General features: G+C 37.9%; 12 protein-coding genes. 11 read left to right on the top strand and 1 reads right to left on the bottom strand.

What is annotated here, in order from left to right:
* Window positions 1-119: 119 nt before the first annotated feature.
* Together GA0116959_RS02760 and GA0116959_RS02755 are read left to right on the top strand one after the other, a co-directional pair.
* The gene (locus GA0116959_RS02760) at window positions 120-1,160 is read left to right on the top strand and encodes a YqaJ viral recombinase family nuclease (RefSeq protein WP_092718171.1); all 1,041 of its coding nucleotides are present in this window, start codon (window positions 120-122) and stop codon (window positions 1,158-1,160) included.
* 184 nt (window positions 1,161-1,344) lie between these two features.
* A complete protein-coding gene (locus GA0116959_RS02755; RefSeq protein ID WP_092718169.1) occupies window positions 1,345-2,286 on the top strand; it encodes a recombination directionality factor in 942 nt (313 codons plus the stop codon).
* A gap of 69 nt (window positions 2,287-2,355) precedes the next feature.
* Here the strand turns inward: GA0116959_RS02755 and GA0116959_RS02750 are convergent, their stop codons facing one another.
* Window positions 2,356-2,670, bottom strand: coding sequence for a hypothetical protein (locus tag GA0116959_RS02750; protein ID WP_004782037.1), 315 nt, complete (start codon window positions 2,668-2,670; stop codon window positions 2,356-2,358).
* Between the two features lie 244 nt (window positions 2,671-2,914).
* Between GA0116959_RS02750 and GA0116959_RS02745 the strand changes: the two genes are divergently transcribed.
* From GA0116959_RS02745 to GA0116959_RS02705, 9 genes are all read left to right on the top strand, one after another.
* Window positions 2,915-6,190, top strand: coding sequence for a helicase-related protein (locus GA0116959_RS02745; RefSeq protein ID WP_092718166.1), 3,276 nt, complete (start codon window positions 2,915-2,917; stop codon window positions 6,188-6,190).
* A gap of 2 nt (window positions 6,191-6,192) precedes the next feature.
* Window positions 6,193-6,873: a DUF4391 domain-containing protein gene (locus GA0116959_RS02740; protein ID WP_092718163.1), complete on the top strand. Its 681-nt coding sequence runs from the start codon at window positions 6,193-6,195 to the stop codon at window positions 6,871-6,873.
* A gap of 2 nt (window positions 6,874-6,875) precedes the next feature.
* Window positions 6,876-9,593 carry an ATP-binding domain-containing protein gene (locus tag GA0116959_RS02735; protein ID WP_092718160.1) on the top strand — a complete coding sequence of 906 codons (2,718 nt, stop codon included), beginning with the start codon at window positions 6,876-6,878 and terminating at the stop codon, window positions 9,591-9,593.
* Between the two features lie 24 nt (window positions 9,594-9,617).
* Complete coding sequence (locus tag GA0116959_RS02730) at window positions 9,618-11,501, top strand: site-specific DNA-methyltransferase (RefSeq protein ID WP_213030758.1); 1,884 nt, start codon at window positions 9,618-9,620, stop codon at window positions 11,499-11,501.
* A 12-nt stretch (window positions 11,502-11,513) separates the two neighbouring features.
* The gene (locus tag GA0116959_RS02725; protein WP_092718158.1) at window positions 11,514-14,681 is read left to right on the top strand and encodes a type III restriction-modification system endonuclease; all 3,168 of its coding nucleotides are present in this window, start codon (window positions 11,514-11,516) and stop codon (window positions 14,679-14,681) included.
* A 50-nt stretch (window positions 14,682-14,731) separates the two neighbouring features.
* Window positions 14,732-15,655 (top strand): hypothetical protein, encoded by a 924-nt coding sequence (locus GA0116959_RS02720; protein ID WP_092718155.1) that lies wholly within the window; start codon window positions 14,732-14,734, stop codon window positions 15,653-15,655.
* A gap of 54 nt (window positions 15,656-15,709) precedes the next feature.
* Window positions 15,710-16,714, top strand: coding sequence for a Fic family protein (locus tag GA0116959_RS02715; RefSeq protein ID WP_092718153.1), 1,005 nt, complete (start codon window positions 15,710-15,712; stop codon window positions 16,712-16,714).
* Between the two features lie 158 nt (window positions 16,715-16,872).
* Window positions 16,873-18,462, top strand: coding sequence for a peptide chain release factor 3 (locus GA0116959_RS02710; RefSeq protein ID WP_092718150.1), 1,590 nt, complete (start codon window positions 16,873-16,875; stop codon window positions 18,460-18,462).
* 119 nt (window positions 18,463-18,581) lie between these two features.
* Window positions 18,582-19,382, top strand: a complete 801-nt coding sequence (locus tag GA0116959_RS02705) for a hypothetical protein (protein ID WP_092718147.1) — start codon at window positions 18,582-18,584, stop codon at window positions 19,380-19,382.
* The last annotated feature ends 10 nt before the right edge of the window (window positions 19,383-19,392 follow it).

Below are 19,392 nucleotides of genomic sequence, written 5' to 3'. Positions count from 1 at the left end.
CCTATCCTTTCGATTCTAAAGATAAATTTACATTTTAAAAATAATTAAACCACATCTTCGGGTGTGGTTTTTTTATGCCCTTTATTTGCCATCACCCATATAAAAATGAGGAATCCAATATGAATACAGCAATATTTAACCCATCCATTCAACAAGCGAGCAAACCCTTTATTGCCCCAAAATTGTTTACAGCAAAACGCTTGGTCAATACCAAAAATATGACTCAATCTGACTGGCTTGAGGTCAGACGACAAGGTGTTGGCAGTAGTGATTGTGCAGCAGCCTGTGGATTGAATCCCTATATGTCGATGCTCGAACTATGGATGATAAAGACAGGGCGAGTCAAACAAACGATTGAGGATGAAAGTTCAGGTGTCGCCCCACTCTATTGGGGCAAGCAGCTAGAGCCATTGGTGGCTGAATACTACAGCATGCATACCAATAACAAGGTACGCAGAATCAATGCAGTGCTTCAGCATCCAGATCCTGATAAGCATTTTATGCTTGCCAATCTGGACTACTCCGTTGTGGGTAGTGATGAAGTCCAAATTCTGGAATGCAAAACAGCAGGTGAGTACGGTGCAAAACTTTGGCGAGATGGCGTGCCTTTATATGTATTGTGCCAGGTACAACATCAATTGGCAGTGACAGGCAAACGAGCGGCACATGTTTGTGTGCTGATCTGTGGACATGAAACCAAAATCTTTAAAGTGACACGCTCCGAATCTGTGATCAAACATATTATTAATGCAGAGCGTTACTTCTGGGAGTGTGTGGAAAAAGACACACCGCCTGATGTGGATGCCGGTGAATCGGCAGCCAAAGCCATACAGCAGCTTTATCCCCAGCATATCCCGTTGACTGTTGAAGACTTGAGTCATAACGAACAAGCCAATCAATTGTTTGCTCAACTGATTCAAGAAAAGCATGACATTGAGCAGCATCAAAATAACTTTGATGAAATTAAGCATCAAATCCAGATGTTGATGAAGGATGCTGAACGAGCAACCTTTGCCAATGGTTCGGTGACGTGGAAGAAATCCAAAGATTCAATCAGTTTAGACAGCAAAGCCTTACTCAAACTTCACCCAGAAATGCTTGAGCAGTTTCCGCAAAACAAAGCAGGGACACGACGCTTTCAGATCTATACCAATGACTGAATTCATCACGTCGATATTTCCAGTCTTCAAAAAAGCGCAAAAAACCACCCCCGACCTACCGACTCCCGAAGGAGCGGTAGGCCAACAATGGCGGTCTTTGCATTTCATCTGATCTTTAAACGGTTTTGTATTTGCTTACATAACAAAGGGTCAACAGTAAAATTTTATTTAGAGGAAAATTATCATGATTAAAGGTTTAGCAATCACACCACCGATCCTTGGACGTATCAGTATTGGTAAAGTTGTTGAAAAGAACGGTAAACGACTGCCTGAAAAGGACGACCAATTTACCATTACCAGTCAAATCCAAAGCAAAGAGGGGTGGATCAAACATCCGCTTGATGAGCAATTACGCAGTAAAGCACCGAATCAAAAACTCCGTACCATTCCAGTAAGGATGATCTTCAATGATCCTGAGCTGAATCTAAGGGCTGAGTACACCTTGTTTGACCGTCAAACAGGACGGCCTGTCTGTGTAGGCAATGGTGAAACCTGTCAGCGACTCACCAATCAAGGCGTAGAACAACATTCCTGCCCATCCCCTGATTTATGTCCTTTAGCTCAAGGAGGCAACTGTAAGCCTTATGGGCGTTTGCATGTGAACTTAGATGAATCGGATGAACTCGGTACATTTATTTTTAGAACCACTGGCTTTAACAGCATTCGGACTTTGGCAGCACGACTGAGTTACTACCACGCTGCATCGAATGGTTTACTTTCATGCCTACCACTGCAACTTATACTACGAGGCAAGTCCACCACACAAAGCTATCGTACGCCTGTGTACTATGTGGATTTAACATTGAAAGATGGGGTTAATCTGCAACAAGCTATTCAAATGGCGCAAGAGATTGACCAGCAAAGTAAACAAGCAGGTTTTAATCAAACGGCGTTAGATCAGACTGCAAGGCAGGGTTTTGCCAATGCACAGTTTGAAGTCAATGCAGAGGAGGGATTGGATTTGGTCGAGGAGTTTTATAGTGATGCAGATGAAACTGTGAACCAAGGAGTTGAACAGACACAGTCTATAGCGAGAGCCAAAGCAAAATCGAAGCCAAATCAAGGGGAAGGGTTTGTGCAGGAAATGCAGCAGGGGCTGAAGGGGAGTGTGAGGGCGGTGAATTGATTATGATGTGAAATTAAATTGAAAAAACAGCCTAAGCTAGTTTAGGCTGAATTATTTTCAAACTTGTTGTTAGAGTTGATTGATATCAAAGTATGAATTATTAGAACAGAATAAAAATTTTTTCAAATATACTGTTACATTTAATCCTTTTTCATAAATTAATTGGCTATATTCTTGTGGGTTGATGTGGCTAGCAACAATTGTAGAAATTTCAGAAAGGGGGCTTAATTGTTCAGCGTGTAAGTGATCTCTTCCGATATAGATGCTACTGATGAATTGTAGCTGTACATACGGAGAATAAGCTTGCAGAAATGATATGATTTCATTTTTTGTTGATGGAGCAGCCATTAAAAAATGTTGAATTGCAGTAGATAAATTAGCCATTGGGGAATGTGATGTTCTGATGATTTTTTAGTTATAACAAATTGTATTTACAAAAGAAATAAATTTATTTTTTGTTGATATAAGAAGGTTGCACGTTGATTTTGATTTGTAAAATTGTTTTATCTAAAAATTCATTGAAAGTTACGAGTTTTATAGTGATTTTTTTGCAGTTAGACAATAGGGTATAAGCATATTACATAACAATAAGATATTATATTTAGAATTAAATTTATTTTTTTTGCTAATGAAACTCATTGATAACATCAACAACAAATTAGGCTCAGATATTGGGGAAAATCTAAGTAGTAAGTCTAGATTGAAGATTGCTGCTTCATACTTTTCCATTTATGCCTATGCTGCTTTAAAAAAAGAATTAGAAAAGATCGAAGAGCTGCAATTTGTTTTTACATCTCCAACCTTTGTCACTGATAACGTCACAGATAAGCTAAAAAAGGAAAAACGTGAGTTTGTTATTCCTAAACAAGACCGTGAAAGCAGCCTGTATGGAACAGAATTTGAAATTCACTTAAAAAATCAGTTATCACAAAAAGCAATTGCTAAAGAATGTGCAGATTGGATACGACGAAAAGCAAAATTTAAGTCAAATAATAGCAATGCACCGATGCAGGAATTCATCAGTATTCAGAAACCTGAGCAGTCTTTAACCTATATGCCTATTCAGGGGTTTACCCCGATGGGACTTGGTTTTGAAAAAGGCAATGCCATTTCCAACATGGTGAACTGCTTTGATGAGCAGCCGATGGTGCAAACCTATATTCAGCTATTCAATCAAATTTGGAATGATCCCTCAAAAGTTGAAGATGTCACCAGTGAAATTATTCGACACATTGAGTCTGTATATCAGGAAAATCCACCTGAACGCATTTATTTCTTAATGCTTTACAACATCTTCAAAGACTTCTTGGAAGATATCAATGCAGATGTCATGCCTAATGACCTGACAGGTTATCAAGATACCTTAGTATGGAATAAGCTGTTCAATTTCCAAAAAGATGCAGCAGTAGGCATCATCAATAAACTAGAAACCTATAATGGCTGTATCTTGGCGGATAGTGTGGGGTTAGGTAAGACCTTCACTGCATTGGCCGTAATCAAATACTATGAATTACGCAATAAGAGCGTTCTGGTTTTATGTCCTAAGAAATTGGGAGCAAACTGGACGAATTATAACGCCAACCTAGTCACGAACATTTTTGCTAAAGACCGTTTTAGCTACGATGTGCTGTATCACACGGACCTCTCTCGTAAAGGTGGTGAAACCCTAGGTATAGATTTGGCGAAAATCAATTGGGGTAACTATGACTTAGTTGTGATTGATGAATCGCATAACTTCCGTAACCGTGGTACGTTTAAGGATCGTGAAACACGTTATGACCGCTTAATGAATCAAGTGATTCGTCAAGGCGTGAAAACCAAAGTACTGATGTTGTCTGCTACACCAGTAAATAATCACTTTACTGACCTTAAAAATCAGCTCGCCCTTGCTTATGAAGGCAATGCAGCTTTATTGGAAAATAAGCTCGATACTGAACGTGATATCGAAACCATATTCCGTAGAGCACAGGCCAGCTTTAATGCCTGGGCAAAACTAGATCCTGCCCAACGGACAACTCAAGCAATTCTTAACCTTCTAGATTTCGATTTCTTTAAGCTGTTAGATAGCGTGACGATTGCTCGTTCAAGAAAGCACATTCAAACTTTCTATGACACCAAAGATATTGGACAGTTCCCTCAACGACTCAAGCCAATTTCATTCCGTTGTGCATTATCAACCGATCAGGATAGTGTTTCTCTGAATCAAATTTATGCAGATCTTTCTTTAATCAAGATGTCAGTCTATGCACCAGTCAGTTATATCTTTCCAAGTGCCTTAAGAAAATATGAAGAAATTTTTGATACGCGTGTAGAAGGCAAAGGTAAATTAAGACAGGTAGACCGTGAAAAAAGTTTACAGGCTTTGATGACGGTCAACTTGCTAAAACGTCTCGAAAGTTCTGTCCATGCGTTTAGGCTGACGCTGAACGTTTTAAAGAAAAATATTGAAAATGTACTCGCTAAAATTGCGGACTTTGAAGCTCGTCAGGCGGATGATGAGGTCAGTATTTCACCCGACTTTGGCTATGATGAGGATGAAAATGGTGAGTTACTTAATACTGAAGACCTTATTGGCAATAAGCTAAAAATTCATTTGGCTGATATGGATCTGTTGAGCTGGAAAACGGATCTAGACGGTGACTACCACATTATTCTTGGTTTACTGCGAATGATTCAGCCAATTAACGCTGAAAAGGATGCCAAACTACAACATCTTAAAGCGCATGTTGTTGAGAAAATTCAGAACCCAATTAATGCTAATAACCGTAAAGTTATCATATTTACTGCCTTTGCGGATACAGCGAATTATATCTATGAGCATATTGCTCCGATTTTGCTTGAAGCCTACGGTCTGCACAGTGCCAAAGTGATCGGCAGTGATAATACTTCAACGATTAAGACCAGAGTGGGAAGCCGTCAAAGTTATGATATGCAGGGCTTGCTCACTCTATTCTCTCCACAATCAAAGCAAAAAGCAGACGTATTCCCTGAAGAATCCAGAGAAATTGATGTGCTCATTGCAACGGACTGTATTTCTGAAGGACAAAACTTACAGGACTGTGATTATTTGATTAATTTCGATATTCACTGGAATCCTGTACGCATCATTCAACGCTTTGGGCGTGTGGATCGTATTGGCTCATCAAACAGCGTCATTCAGCTCGTTAATTACTGGCCTGACATTAGCCTAGATGAATATATTAACTTGCGTGAACGGGTCGAGAATCGCATGGTGATCGTTGATATGACCAGTACGGGAGATGATAACGTCCTCAGTGCCCAAGCTAATGATATTGCCTATCGTCGTGAACAATTACAGAAGCTACAAACTGAAGTTTTAGACTTGGAAGATGCCAACACAGGGGTTTCTATTACTGATTTAGGTTTGAATGACTTCCGTATGGATTTGCTTGGCTATATGGAAGAGCATCCTGAATTGGAGCGATTGCCGAATGGACTACATACTGTTGTGCCTGCACAGCCAGAACTCGGTTTAAATGCGGGAGTCATTTTCACCCTAAGAGCACGACATCCTGAGTCGCCTAACAGCCAAAGCAACCGCTTATATCCATATTACTTAGTTTATATTAATCAAGGCGGTGAAGTCGTTTATGACTATACCCAAGCCAAATATTTATTGGATGTAGCACGTAAAGCATGTCGAGGAAAAGATCATCCGATTCCTGAAGCGTATGAAAAGTTTAATGAGAAAACCAATGATGGACGAGATATGAGCCAATATTCAGAATTGTTGGATATTGTGATTCATACCATTCAGGACGTAAAAGCTGAGAAGGATATTGATAGCTTGTTTTCAGGTTTGACTACATCAGCGTTGGTAGATGTGGTTTCTGGATTGAACGACTTTGAGCTGATTAGCTTTATTGTGATTGAAGAACCTTAAGCATGAAGTTATACAAGTTTCCGCAGCAGGCTAAAGTGGATCGGTTAATTCCGAAAAATAAGTTTTATGAGCAAGGTAAAGCCAATAGCAAGATCGAACAGCTATTTGTTAATCAAGTGGAAAATATACGGTGGGCGTACAAGTTGGCTTCATCTACAATTCACCTCCAAGATCAGGAAGATTTGAAGGAAATTCAAATCTTTCGAGTAAAAAGTCGGGTTGAAGATTTAGATGTGTCAATACTATCTTTCATTGATAAACTCATTCTCACTCCAATTATTTTTGAAGTTGTTTATCAAGATAAAGTGAAAGTTGTTGCAACCTATAAGCGTTTGAATCAAGCAGACAAAACTAAAATGGTGATAGGTCAATATTATGCTTCTGAGTGGCTAGAAGATCATGATCGTGTTGAATTGCCTATTTACTTAAAACTGGCTGATCTATATGAACATTTCATCGCACAGATATTGCCGATTGCATTAAGTAAAGATCAGGAAAACGATAATGAATCGGTTTCTATTGAACTTCAGTTGCAAAAATCTCAACAACTTGAAAGCTTGCGAAAGCAGCTTAATCAGTTGCAGTCTAAGTTAAGAAATGAAAGGCAATTTAATCGGAAGGTTGAATTAAATAAAAAAGTGAGTGAATTAGAATCGCAACTCGCTCAAGTAAGAAGGGGGTAAGCATGTTAGATAAAGGAATTCAAGAAATTGCGCAAGATACAGTGGATATTCTTGCTGATATTTCAAATAAAGCAAAAGATGCATTAAAACTGTCAGGTTATTCACAGGATGTAATTACTGCTAACTCATTTACTGATAATGCTTTTTTGGCTTTAGAAACTGCTTCTGATTCTATTCGACGAGATAGTTTAATTTTAGCTTCTGAACCTGTATTTATGCGTGTGGATTTGGAAGATGTTGACGGAAATTATTGTCGGAGTATTTATATTTCACAGGTTGCTCCACCAACAGGCTTGAGTGTTTGGCGGACAAAACTAATTGATTTTGTTAGTTATCGTGCCCCTATGGGGCGAATTGCATCTTTATCGCCAGGTGCAGATTTTCCGATTAAGGAACAAGAATATTATATTGGTCAAAAAATTAAATTTACACCACGCCAAGTTGAACAATTATGGGATGGATTTGCAGTTGAAATTTTTTCAGAAGAAGAAAAAATTAACCTAGAGTCTTTTAGAGCATTGCTTGATAATTTAGAAGAGCAAGGTATAGATGTAGAAGCATATTTACAAGCAATTGCCGAAGAAGAACAGACCACAGCAGGTAAAATTAAAAATTTGACCCGTAATATACGCTCAGGCATGTCTTTACGTAACCAAGCAGCGCTTGATGAATACCAAGATGAAATTTTTCGTTTACCCGTAAACTCACAACGTATTATTTTAGGGCCACCAGGTACAGGTAAAACCACAACTTTAATTAAACGTCTAGGACAAAAACTTGATAAATCTCAAGGGGTGCTATCTGAGATTGAAGAAGGACTTTTAAAAAAATTAGGTAGGGATGGTCAAGGATTTAATGATTGGCTAATGTTTACGCCTTCAGAGCTATTAAAAGAATATTTATTTAAAGCATTTAATATAGAAGGCATAGCCATTAGAGATAATCTAAAGACCTGGTTAGATTATTCTAAAAATATTGCACGTAAGAACTTTAGCATTTTAAGAAGCTCGACAAATGGCTCAGGATTCTCGATAGAAACAAGTGAAAATATCAAACAACAATATGTTGATGATCCACAGTTTTTATATAGTAGTTTTCAATCTTATATAGAAAATGCTTTAAATTTAGAGTTAAACAACGGCATTAAAATTTTACAGCAAGCCTCGGGTTTAAATGATGAAAAACTCATTGTAAAAATTCGTAACATTATTGAAAGTGATACGAAAGTATTGAGTAAATATCGCCAACTTTTTGAACTAGAAAATCAAATTAAAAAAATGATCGAAAGTGAAAAATTAGTGAGCGATAAAATTATTCAAGAAGAGCGAAATTTACTGATTAACAAGAATGAAGATATTTTAAAAGATTTAGCTCGCTTTTTAAATAACTTCAAAAATGTGGATGCTGAAGAAGATGATGAAGAGGCTGATTACGATGATGATGAAGTAGAAGCTGGCTCTGTCACGCATTCACAAGAAGCAAAAGCTTTAGTTGAATATCAAAAATTCTTAAAAAAATTAGCACGTTATCACTATTTGAAAAAAACGTTTAAGAAAGATAGTAAGGATGCCAAAACTGCTGAATGGTTAGGGGAAAAGCTTCCTTCAGAAGAGCGATTACTACAATTGGGGCGAAGTATTACTTTACAAAATGGTTTACGTCATAATCTAAACTGTTGGAAACGTGTTTATAAAAAACCTGTAGGATTGTATAAAAAATTTAGGAAAGAAGAGCATTACCAACATTTTTATAGCAAAGAAAAATTAGAGGTACAAAAGATCTCACAAGCAGAATTAGATTTAATTTTGTTGGTGATTTTACGTAATTTAAAAGATTTACTGAAAGAGCCATACATTGTTAGAAACCTTAATGAAATTGCTTTTCAAGAGCTTAAGGGGTTACGTGAAGGTTTGTTTAAAGACCAAATTATGGTGGATGAAGCCACAGATTTTTCTGCGCTACAACTTGCTTGTATGCAAGCCATGACGAATCCATTACTTAATTCATTTTTTGCGTGTGGTGACTTTAACCAACGATTAACTACACAAGGGATTAAAGATCTAGTTTTACTCGAGTGGATTTCACCTGATTTAAAAATTGCACGTATTAATACAGTGTATCGTCAGAGTCCAAAATTAAATGAATTTACCCATGCCATTTTAGATTTGATGGATGAGCAAGATACACAGGCACGTTCTGAATTGCCAAAGTTTACAGACTTTGAGGGTTTAGCTCCAGTGATCGCAGAATATCATGATGATTTAGATGATATTGCTTATTGGATTACTCAACGCATTGGGGAAATTGAGCGTTTGGTGAATACCAATCATACAGAAGAACAAATTTTACCTTCTATTGTGGTTTTGGTAAAAGATGAAGCTGATGTACAGCCGATGGCGAAAAAACTTACAGAAAATTTAGATGACCTTAATTTAAAAGTAATTGCATGTTTGCAAGGTCAAAGTGTAGGCAATGCAACGGATGTGCGAGTATGTAGTATCGAATATATTAAGGGCTTAGAATTTGAAGCTGTATTTTTTGTTGGCGTAGATCAACTGTTACAGCAGTATCCTGATTTATATCAGAAATTTTTATATGTCGGTGCAACCCGAGCAGCCAATTATTTAGGGGTGACTTGTACTGGTGAGTTGCCATCAGCACTTGAACAATTACGTCCATATTTTGGTGAAAACTGGGATATGGAAAGTTTAGATTTTTAAGATTAAATGATTGAGATGATGAAGATGTCAAACCAAGACCAGTTAAAAATGCACAGCCCTAACCTAGTCGATAGCAACATCGAAAAGATTGCAGCACTATTTCCAAACTGTGTTACAGAAGCACAAGGTGAAAATGGTGAGCTAAAAAAAGCTATTGATTTTGATTTGCTTAAACAAGAGCTATCGCAAGTGATTGTTGATGGTGAGCAAGAACGTTATCGGCTAGATTGGGTCGGTAAAAAAGAAGCCATTCTAACCGCCAATGCACCGATTGCGAAAACTTTGCGCCCGTGCCGTGAGGAGAGTGTAAATTTTGATAGAACAGAAAACTTGTTTATCGAAGGTGACAACCTAGAAGCCTTAAAACTTCTGCAAGAGAATTACTTGGGCAAGGTCAAAATGATCTACATTGATCCACCATATAACACAGGTAATGACTTTATTTACGAAGATGATTTTGCCGAAAGTACCGATGAGTTTTTTGAGCGTTCTAACCAAGTGGATGAAGAGGGCAACAAGTTAGTTGCAAATCCAGATAGCAATGGCCGTTTTCATTCAGATTGGCTAAGTATGATCTATTCTCGACTAAAATTAGCTAAAAACTTGTTAAAAGACGATGGCGTTATTTTTATTAGTATTGATGATTATGAAAAAGATAATATCAAAAAGATTTGTGATGAAATTTTTATAGGTAATTATGTTGCGACAGTAGTTTGGCAAAGAGCTTTCTCACCGAAGAATGATGCTAAATATTTGTCCTCTAGTCATGACTATGTCTTAATCTATGCGAAGAATATCAATAGCTTTAAAGTTGGAAAACTTCCGAGAACAGAAGAAGCAAATGCAAGGTATAAAAACCCAGATAACGATTACCGAGGGAAATGGGTTTCGGGAGATTTGTCTGTAAAAACCTACTCTAAAGAATATGATTATCCTATAACTACACCATCTGGAAAAATTATTAATCCATCACATGGTTCATGTTGGAGGGTAAATAAAAATAAATTTAATGAATTAGTAAAAGATAATAGGATTTGGTTTGGTGAGAATGGTGACAATGTACCTCGTTTAAAGCGATTTCTGTCTGAGGTGCAGGATGGGATGGTTTCGACTACATTATGGCTGCATAACGATGTAGGACATAATCAAGAAGGACGGCAGGAAGTAAAAAAATTATTCGATGATAAGGGATATTTTGATGGGCCAAAGCCTACTCGCTTATTATCTAGAATTCTTCAAATCGCTAATACTGATAAAGATTCTATTATTTTAGATTTTTTTGCAGGTTCTTCGACTACAGCACATGCTGTAATGAAGTTAAATGCAGAAGATAGTGGCAACCGAAAATTCATCATGGTTCAATTGCCTGAAAAAACAGATGAGAAATCAGAAGCATTCAAGGCTGGTTATAAAAGTATTGCTGAAATATCTAAAGACCGTATCCGTCGTGCAGGTAAAAAAATTGTAGAAGACAATAAAGATAAAGAAGGCAAAGAAAATTTAGATATTGGCTTCCGAGTCCTAAAAATAGACTCAACCAATATGAAGGATGTCTATTACACTCCTGATGCTTTAAAACAAGCTGATATGCTGGATTTAGCTTCAAATATTAAAGAAGATCGTACATCTGAGGACTTGTTATTCCAAGTCATGCTTGATTGGGGGCTTGAGCTGTCATTACCAATTGAACGTAAAACTGTTGCAGGAAAAGAAGTATTTTATGTTGCAGGTAATAGCCTTGTAGCGTGTTTTGATGAATTGAACTTTGATGTGGTGGATGAAGTTGCTAAAGATCATCCTTTACGCTTCGTATCAGCAGAAAAAGCCATTCATCTGGACCATGATAAAACCAATATCAAAGAACGCTTTAAACAGCTCTCTCCTGATACCGAAGTCAAGTTTCTTTAAGAGGGTTAGATAATGGAAATCCGTTTTAAAACCCTTGGTTATCAGAAAGACTCAGTACAAGCGATTGTGGATTGCTTTAAAGGACAACCACGTTCTGAAGGTCATCGTTACATGATCGACCAAGGTGCAGCTAAAGTTAAAAAAGCAACTGCACAGGTTGATATGCTTGAAGAAACCTTGGATTTACAAGGTGGCAAGGCTAAAAAAGTGATTGCAGATGTTGGTTTTGAGAATGCCCATATTTTTGATCTACAAGCTGTACTGAAAAACATTCAGGACGTACAAGCGGCAAGTGGATTACAAAGATCATCTCAACTCATCACGGATGATAATGGCAAAGGCAAGAACCTGACCAAAAGTCCATTAAACCTTGATATTGAAATGGAAACAGGTACAGGTAAAACCTACTGTTATATTCGTACTATGTTTGAACTGCATAAGCAGTATGGCTGGTCGAAATTTATTGTGGTCGTACCAAGCATTGCCATTCGTGAAGGCGTTTACAAAAGCCTAAATATGATGGCTGATCACTTTCAAGAGCAATACGGCAAAAAGGCCCGTTTCTTTATCTATGATTCCAAAGCATTAGACCATTTGGAAAGCTTTAGCTCGAATGGTGGGATCAACGTCATGGTCATTAACGTCCAAGCATTTAATGCCACAGGTAAAGATAACCGTCGTATCTATGATGAACTAGATGAATTCCAATCGCGTCGCCCGATTGATGTGATTAGTCGTAACCGTCCAATTTTAATCTTAGATGAACCGCAAAAGATGGGCGCGGATAAAACCCTAGAGTCTTTATCTAACTTCAACCCGTTATTTATTTTGCGCTATTCCGCGACACATAAGCGTAATTATAACCTTATTTACCGTCTGGATGCTTTGGATGCCTATAACCAAAAACTGGTGAAAAAAATCACTGTAAAAGGTGTTGAAGTCCAAGGTTTGTCAGGTACACATGGATATTTATACTTACAAGACATCATTGTATCTAAATCTGCTCCTGTCGCTCGTTTGGAACTTGAGATTGAAACCAAGAATGGTTTCAAGCGTGAAGTAAGGAAGGTAAGTAAAGGCGATAACCTTTACGATATTTCCAATAAAGCTGAACAATACAATGACCGTTATGTCGTCTCAGACATTGATGCAAGAGATAACTCGGTGACTTTCTTGAATGGTACCAAAATTCATGTTGGTGAAGCATTGGGGCATGTTGATGAAAAGATCATGCGTACCATTCAGATCCGTGAAACGATTCGTGCACACATTCAAAAAGAGCGTCAATTATACAATCAGGGTATTAAAGTCCTGAGTCTTTTCTTCATTGATGAAGTGGCAAAATATCGTCAGTACGATGAGAATAATAATCCTGTCGATGGGGAATATGTTCAAATCTTCAAAGAACAGTATCAACAGGTACTCAATGAAGTTCTGGATCTAAACTTAGAAAATGACCCATATTTTGACTATCTAAAAACAATTGAGGTAGACCGTACTCACAACGGTTATTTTTCGATTGATAAGAACAAACGTCTTCATAACCCAAAAATTGATCCAAGATCAGAAGAAAAACAAGTTTCTAATGATACAGATGCTTATGACCTAATTTTAAAAGACAAAGAACGCTTACTGTCTTTTGAAGAGCCAACACGTTTTATTTTCTCTCACTCGGCATTACGAGAAGGTTGGGATAACCCGAACGTGTTTGTGATCTGTACTTTAAAGCATTCAGATAATGTAATTTCTCGTCGCCAAGAAGTTGGCCGTGGTATGCGCCTTGCAGTAAATAAATATGGCGAACGTATGGATGCCAATCATTTTCAAGGAGCCTTAGGAGAAATTCATAAACTGAATAATCTCACAGTTGTGACCAATGAAAGTTACAAAGAGTTTGTGTCGAATCTACAATCAGAAATTCTGAATACGATTCAGAATCGCCCGACACAAGCGACCCCTGATTACTTTAAAGGGAAAATCTTTAAGTTATCTGATGGGTCTAGTGTTGAAGTCACTGAATTGATGGCAAAGCAGATTAATAAGCATTTGTCTAAGCACGATTATATTGATGACAATGATCAGTTAACGCCAAAGTATCACGAAGCGAAAGATCAAGGCACGTTAGCAGAATTACCTGAAAGTTTAGTGGCTTATACTGAGCAAATTCACAAGCTGATTGATGGGCTGTTTGATCCTAAAGCTCTGGAAGGCATTGCAGACGATGGCAATAAGAAGCTGACCAATACGATCAACCAAGCCAATTTAGAACGTAAAGAGTTTCAGGCTTTATGGTCTCGTATTAACCGTAAAGCCGTTTATCAAATTCATTTAGATTCTGAAAAACTCATTGAGCAAAGCATTAGTGCTGTTGAACGTACGGCTAAAGAGCGTAACAACAAATTTGTGGAAACGCTGAGTTATAAACTTGCAGAAGCGACGCAGAATGATGAATCCACCTATGAGCAAGTCAAAGCCAAAGAAATGTTTGGGAAGGTGACTTCAAAAACTGAGGTTGCGAATATTTCTATTCATTCTCAAGTGACCTATGACCTGATTGGGAATATTGCCGATGATACCAATCTCACTCGTAAAACGGTTGCACGTATTTTACAGGAAATTAACGCTGCGATATTTGCGCAGTTTAAGTCGAATCCAGAAGCTTTCATTCGTGAAATGAGCCGTATCATCAATGAACAGCAAGCAAAAATGGTCATTCAAGGACTGAAATATAATCCTTTAGATAAGACTTATCCTGACAATGAAATTTTTGTGAGTAATGAGAATATTCCATTACAGGCATATAAGGCAGAACGTCATATCTGGGATTATGTCGTCACCGATTCTGATAATGAGCGTAAATTTGTTGAGGAGCTGGATGGTGCAGATGAGGTGGTCGTCTACGCTAAACTCCCTGATCGTTTCCAGATTCCTACGCCTTTCGGTAGCTATAACCCTGATTGGGCAATTGCTTTCAATAAGGATAAAGTGCGCCAAATATATTTCGTTGCAGAAACTAAAGGCTCAATGCTAGACAGTGACCTAAGGGAAAAAGAGCAGCGTAAAGTTGACAGTGCTAAAAAGTTCTTCGCTACTTTAAATCAAGAAAATCAATCATTGGAGGATATCGTTCAGTATTCTGTGATTGATAGTTTTGGTAGTTTGATGAATTTAGTGAAATAAGCAATCGAAAGTCTATGACTAAGTCATAGACTTTCTTTTACGAGGAAATTATGGGCTTTTTTGATATGTTGTTTTCTGGCATTGGATCTTTATTCAGTGCAGCAGTGAGCGTAGTTTCTGAAGTCGTTTCTACAGTCAAAACCTATTTCACGGCAAAAGAAATCGTGACAAAGACTGTCTACGATGAACGAGACAAAAAACAAGATCAAATACATGAGCTTAATCAAGAAATTCAATTTTTGCGTAGAAAATTGAATGAATCAGGACGTATTACTGAACAACAACGTAAAAGGCTGTATGAGCTTGATGAGGAAAGAAATTTTCTAAAGCAAGGTATTAAAAATGATAGTCAAATTATTGCTGCTGATAGATTTCAACAGAATGAAAATAATATTCATAAAGTAGATATTGATCTTGAAACAACACATGTCCTTCAGTGGAATGCTTTTGCAGATACCATGGCAAAGACATGCCCTAAATGTCAAAGACCTATGAAATTGCAGTGGGCACGTAATTTAGTTTATGTTAATCCACAAGATTTCTATTGGGGGTGTACAGGTTGGTATTTTAAGAATAAGCAGGTTCGTTTATGTGAATATCGTGAAAATTTATCTCGACAAGACTTAGCATTAATGACAGATACATCCGCACCTGAATTTAGTCTTTCAGCTCAAGACTTTAATATTATTATTCAGGATCAGAGTACTTCGGAAAGTATTATAGAACGTATGGATGATTTAAAATCTGATTTGCAAAATAAAAAACAAGGTATTGATATTGTTTGTTGTCCTATTCATGCTGAACCAATGATTTTACAAAAGAAAAAGAATGGGGTGGGTCTTCTAGATCAGTATTATTTGCATTGCCCATATTTGGCTCCCAATAATCAAGGCTGTCCTTATACAGAGAAGCTAAAATCAGGTTCACAATTGGCAGCTTTATTAAAGCATCAGACTGGTACGGGGATACTATAGGCTTTAACGGTAAACGAAAAGTTTTAATTGAAATGCTTAATTATTGAGAACGAAATGAAATACCAACCGCCTTATACCATCACATCTAAAATCATTTACCTGATTGCACAGATTAGTGAGAATATTGGGCGCCTGACTGTTCTAGAAGAAATCCAAGACAGCTTAAAACTACGAAAAGCCAATCGTATCCGTACCATTCAAGGCTCACTGGCGATTGAAGGGAACACTTTAAGTACGGAACAGATCACGGCGATCATCAATGGAAAGACCGTAATTGCACCGCCAAAAGAAGTACAGGAAGTGCGTAATGCCATTAAAGCCTATGAAGCCTTTCAGCAGTGGCAACCAAGCCAAGAAAAAGACCTATTACAAGCTCATCAAATTTTAATGACAGGTTTAATTGATGAAGTCGGTCAATATCGTCATGGTGGTGTTGGTGTAATGTCAGGTGATCGAGTGGTGCATATGGCTCCGCCTGCAAATCAAATTAATCGACTGATGGTTGACTTACTTGATTGGTTAAATGATAGCGAAGTGCATCCTCTTATCCAAAGTTCAGTATTTCACTATGAGTTTGAATTCATTCATCCATTTGCGGATGGCAATGGTCGCATGGGAAGGCTATGGCAAACTTTAATATTAAGCAGATGGAATCCAATCTTTGCTAATATTCCTGTTGAGAGTTTGATCTATCAAAATCAAAAAGCCTACTATGAGGCTTTGCAAGCAAGTACAGACCGAACAGATTCAGCCCCATTTATAGAATTCATCTTACAGATGATTTTAGATGCCATTCTTAGTTCAACTGATACCGCTCAAGATAGCGGTCATGTTACCGCTCAAGTTAACGTACAAGTGAGCGACCAAGTTCAGCGTTTACTTTCGGCAATGAAGCAAGAAGATTATACTTTAGCTGAATTGATGCAATTGGTCGGATTAACTCATCGAGCAACATTCCAAAGGAATTACTTAAATCCTGCAATAGAAGCTGGTCTGATTAAACGTACCATTCCTGATAAGCCGAAAAGTCCGAAGCAAAGATATAGATTAAAAAGATAACAATACTTTCAATTGTGGATAAATCAAGACATATCCGCAATCAGTAAAATCCTATTCAAATCTGCTACAATTACGCCAATTTTAAATTCCCACTTTTTCAGTTTTAGTACATATTTAGAAATGTGTACATAACTGTGTACATATTGTAGATTTTTCTCATGTTTAAAGATCAATTAGCTAGAGAGGTAAAGGCTCGTAGAACCTTTGCTATTATTTCCCACCCCGATGCTGGTAAAACGACCATGACAGAAAAACTGTTATTGTGGGGGAAGGCTATTCAAGTTGCAGGGATGGTGAAAAGTCGTAAATCAGACCGTGCTGCTACCTCTGACTGGATGGAGATGGAAAAAGAGCGCGGGATTTCCATTACCACTTCGGTGATGCAGTTCCCGTTTAAAAAGCATGTCATTAATTTACTCGATACTCCCGGACATGAAGACTTTTCGGAAGACACTTATCGTACTTTAACAGCCGTTGATTCTGCCTTAATGGTGATTGATGGTGCAAAAGGGGTAGAAGACCGAACCATTAAATTAATGGAGGTCTGTCGTATGCGTGACACGCCGATCATTTCTTTTGTCAATAAAATGGATCGGGAAATACGTGAGCCATTGGAATTACTGGATGAAATTGAAAATGTCTTGAAAATTCGTTGTGTACCATTGACTTGGCCAATGGGAACAGGACGTGATTTCGCTGGCGTATATAACCTGATCGAAGAAAAGTTTTACGTTTATAAAGCAGGTTTTGGTTCAACCATTACCGAAATTGAAAAGCGTGATGGATATGACTATCCTGACTTACGTGAGAAAGTCGGTGATTTAGCCTTTGCCGCTTTTGAAGAATCATTGGAATTGGTGCAAATGGCCAATGATCCGATTGATCGTGAATTATTCTTGCAAGGCAAGCAAACCCCCGTTTTATTCGGCACTGCTTTGGGTAACTTTGCAGTGGATCATGTGCTTGATACTTTTATTCAATGGGCACCCGAACCGAAAGCACATCCTACCCATGAGCGTGTAGTTGAAGCAACGGAAGAAGGCTTTACTGGATTTGTGTTTAAAATTCAGGCCAATATGGATCCAAAACATCGTGACCGTATTGCATTCATGCGAATCTGTTCAGGAAAATATGAGAAAGGTTTGAAAATGAATCATGTACGTCTGGGTAAAGATGTTCGGATTAGTGATGCCTTAACCTTTTTGGCAGGAGAGCGAGAGCAGCTTGAACAAGCATGGCCGGGCGATATTATCGGTTTGCATAATCATGGCACCATTCAAATTGGCGACACATTTACTGCGGGTGAGAATCTGCACTTTACCGGTATTCCTCACTTTGCACCTGAAATGTTCCGTCGTGTTCGTTTAAAAGATCCGTTAAAATCTAAGCAATTACAAAAAGGTTTGAAGGAACTTTCAGAAGAAGGCGCAACTCAAGTCTTTATGCCACAAATGAGTAATGATTTGATCGTGGGTGCGGTCGGTGTACTTCAGTTTGATGTCGTGGCCTATCGCTTAAAAGAAGAATATAAGGTTGACTGTGTGTACGAGCCTGTGAATATCAATACAGTGCGTTGGGTCTCATGTGATGATGAGAAAAAATTCAATGAGTTTAAGAAAAAAGCTCATGATCAGTTGTCACTTGATGGTGGTGGTCATTTAACTTATTTGGCCCCTAGTCGTGTCAACTTGCAGTTAATGCAAGAGCGCTATCCCGATATCCAGTTCCGTGCGACACGTGAACACTAAAATCACGAACGATAAACAGCTTCTTTAGGAAGCTGTTTTATTATTGATAATGTTTAAATTTACCACTTTGATATTCATCAGTTCCTTTAAAAAGAGTGATTCGCATGAACAGGAAAATAATGAGTGCATTATTGATGGCCATTGGTCTGATACTCAGTGCCTGTGATGCATCAAAACAACAAGATGCTGCTTCTAAATCTGCAGAAAAAAAACTTAAAACAGAGCAAGCCGATGTGCTGCCCTACCTGAATATTCAAGAACAAGCAGCAAAAATTGCCCTTCCTTTTTGCGAAACTAAAAACTGTATTGACGTTAAAATTCAAACTGTACAAACCACAGATGATTGGTTAAATGACTGGATTTCAAAACGTCAAGCGGTGGTTATTCAAGATCAGATTTCTATGAAACAAGACATGGGCTTGCAGCAAGCTATCAATGCTTATGTCAAAAAATCGGATACTTGGCAAGCCGAATTTTCGAAAAATAATGCCTATGAATTGTCGATGTATACCCGAATTGCTTATCAGCGAAATCAATATTTACTGATGCAATTGGGCGTGGACACCAATCAAGAAGGTATTAAGGTTAAGGAGCGTTACTATTTTTTTGTGGCCGATCGTAAAAAGCAGCAAAGTGTTTCCTTGTTGAGTTTAATTGAAGCCAAACAGCAAACAAATATGGATCAAATTGTTCAGCAGGCCTATCAAAAATGGTTAAAACAGCAATCAGTTGAGGTGAAAAAAAATGCACCTCAAAAGCTCTATTGGGGCCAATCCGATTGGTTCTTTGACCAAGAAGGAGTTGGTTTACATTATCGCACTCACGAAATTGTTAAAGATGGCCCACAATTAGATATTTATTTAACCCAAGCACAAACGCAACAGGTATTGAAAAGTGATGTTTATCAGCATATGTTCTAGTGAATGGCTG

The sequence above is a fragment of the Acinetobacter albensis genome, from assembly GCF_900095025.1.
GTDB classification, from domain to species: domain Bacteria; phylum Pseudomonadota; class Gammaproteobacteria; order Pseudomonadales; family Moraxellaceae; genus Acinetobacter; species Acinetobacter albensis.
This window is presented reverse-complemented; position numbering and strand designations above follow the sequence as displayed.

Coding starts and splice junctions, on each gene's coding strand:
- GA0116959_RS02730 (WP_213030758.1), top strand. CDS start 9,618: ATGTCAAACCAAGACCAGTTAAAAATGCACAGCCCTAACCTAGTCGAT.
- GA0116959_RS02705 (WP_092718147.1), top strand. CDS start 18,582: ATGAGTGCATTATTGATGGCCATTGGTCTGATACTCAGTGCCTGTGAT.
- GA0116959_RS02755 (WP_092718169.1), top strand. CDS start 1,345: ATGATTAAAGGTTTAGCAATCACACCACCGATCCTTGGACGTATCAGT.
- GA0116959_RS02750 (WP_004782037.1), bottom strand. CDS start 2,670: ATGGCTAATTTATCTACTGCAATTCAACATTTTTTAATGGCTGCTCCA.
- GA0116959_RS02715 (WP_092718153.1), top strand. CDS start 15,710: ATGAAATACCAACCGCCTTATACCATCACATCTAAAATCATTTACCTG.
- GA0116959_RS02745 (WP_092718166.1), top strand. CDS start 2,915: ATGAAACTCATTGATAACATCAACAACAAATTAGGCTCAGATATTGGG.
- GA0116959_RS02725 (WP_092718158.1), top strand. CDS start 11,514: ATGGAAATCCGTTTTAAAACCCTTGGTTATCAGAAAGACTCAGTACAA.
- GA0116959_RS02760 (WP_092718171.1), top strand. CDS start 120: ATGAATACAGCAATATTTAACCCATCCATTCAACAAGCGAGCAAACCC.
- GA0116959_RS02710 (WP_092718150.1), top strand. CDS start 16,873: ATGTTTAAAGATCAATTAGCTAGAGAGGTAAAGGCTCGTAGAACCTTT.
- GA0116959_RS02740 (WP_092718163.1), top strand. CDS start 6,193: ATGAAGTTATACAAGTTTCCGCAGCAGGCTAAAGTGGATCGGTTAATT.
- GA0116959_RS02735 (WP_092718160.1), top strand. CDS start 6,876: ATGTTAGATAAAGGAATTCAAGAAATTGCGCAAGATACAGTGGATATT.
- GA0116959_RS02720 (WP_092718155.1), top strand. CDS start 14,732: ATGGGCTTTTTTGATATGTTGTTTTCTGGCATTGGATCTTTATTCAGT.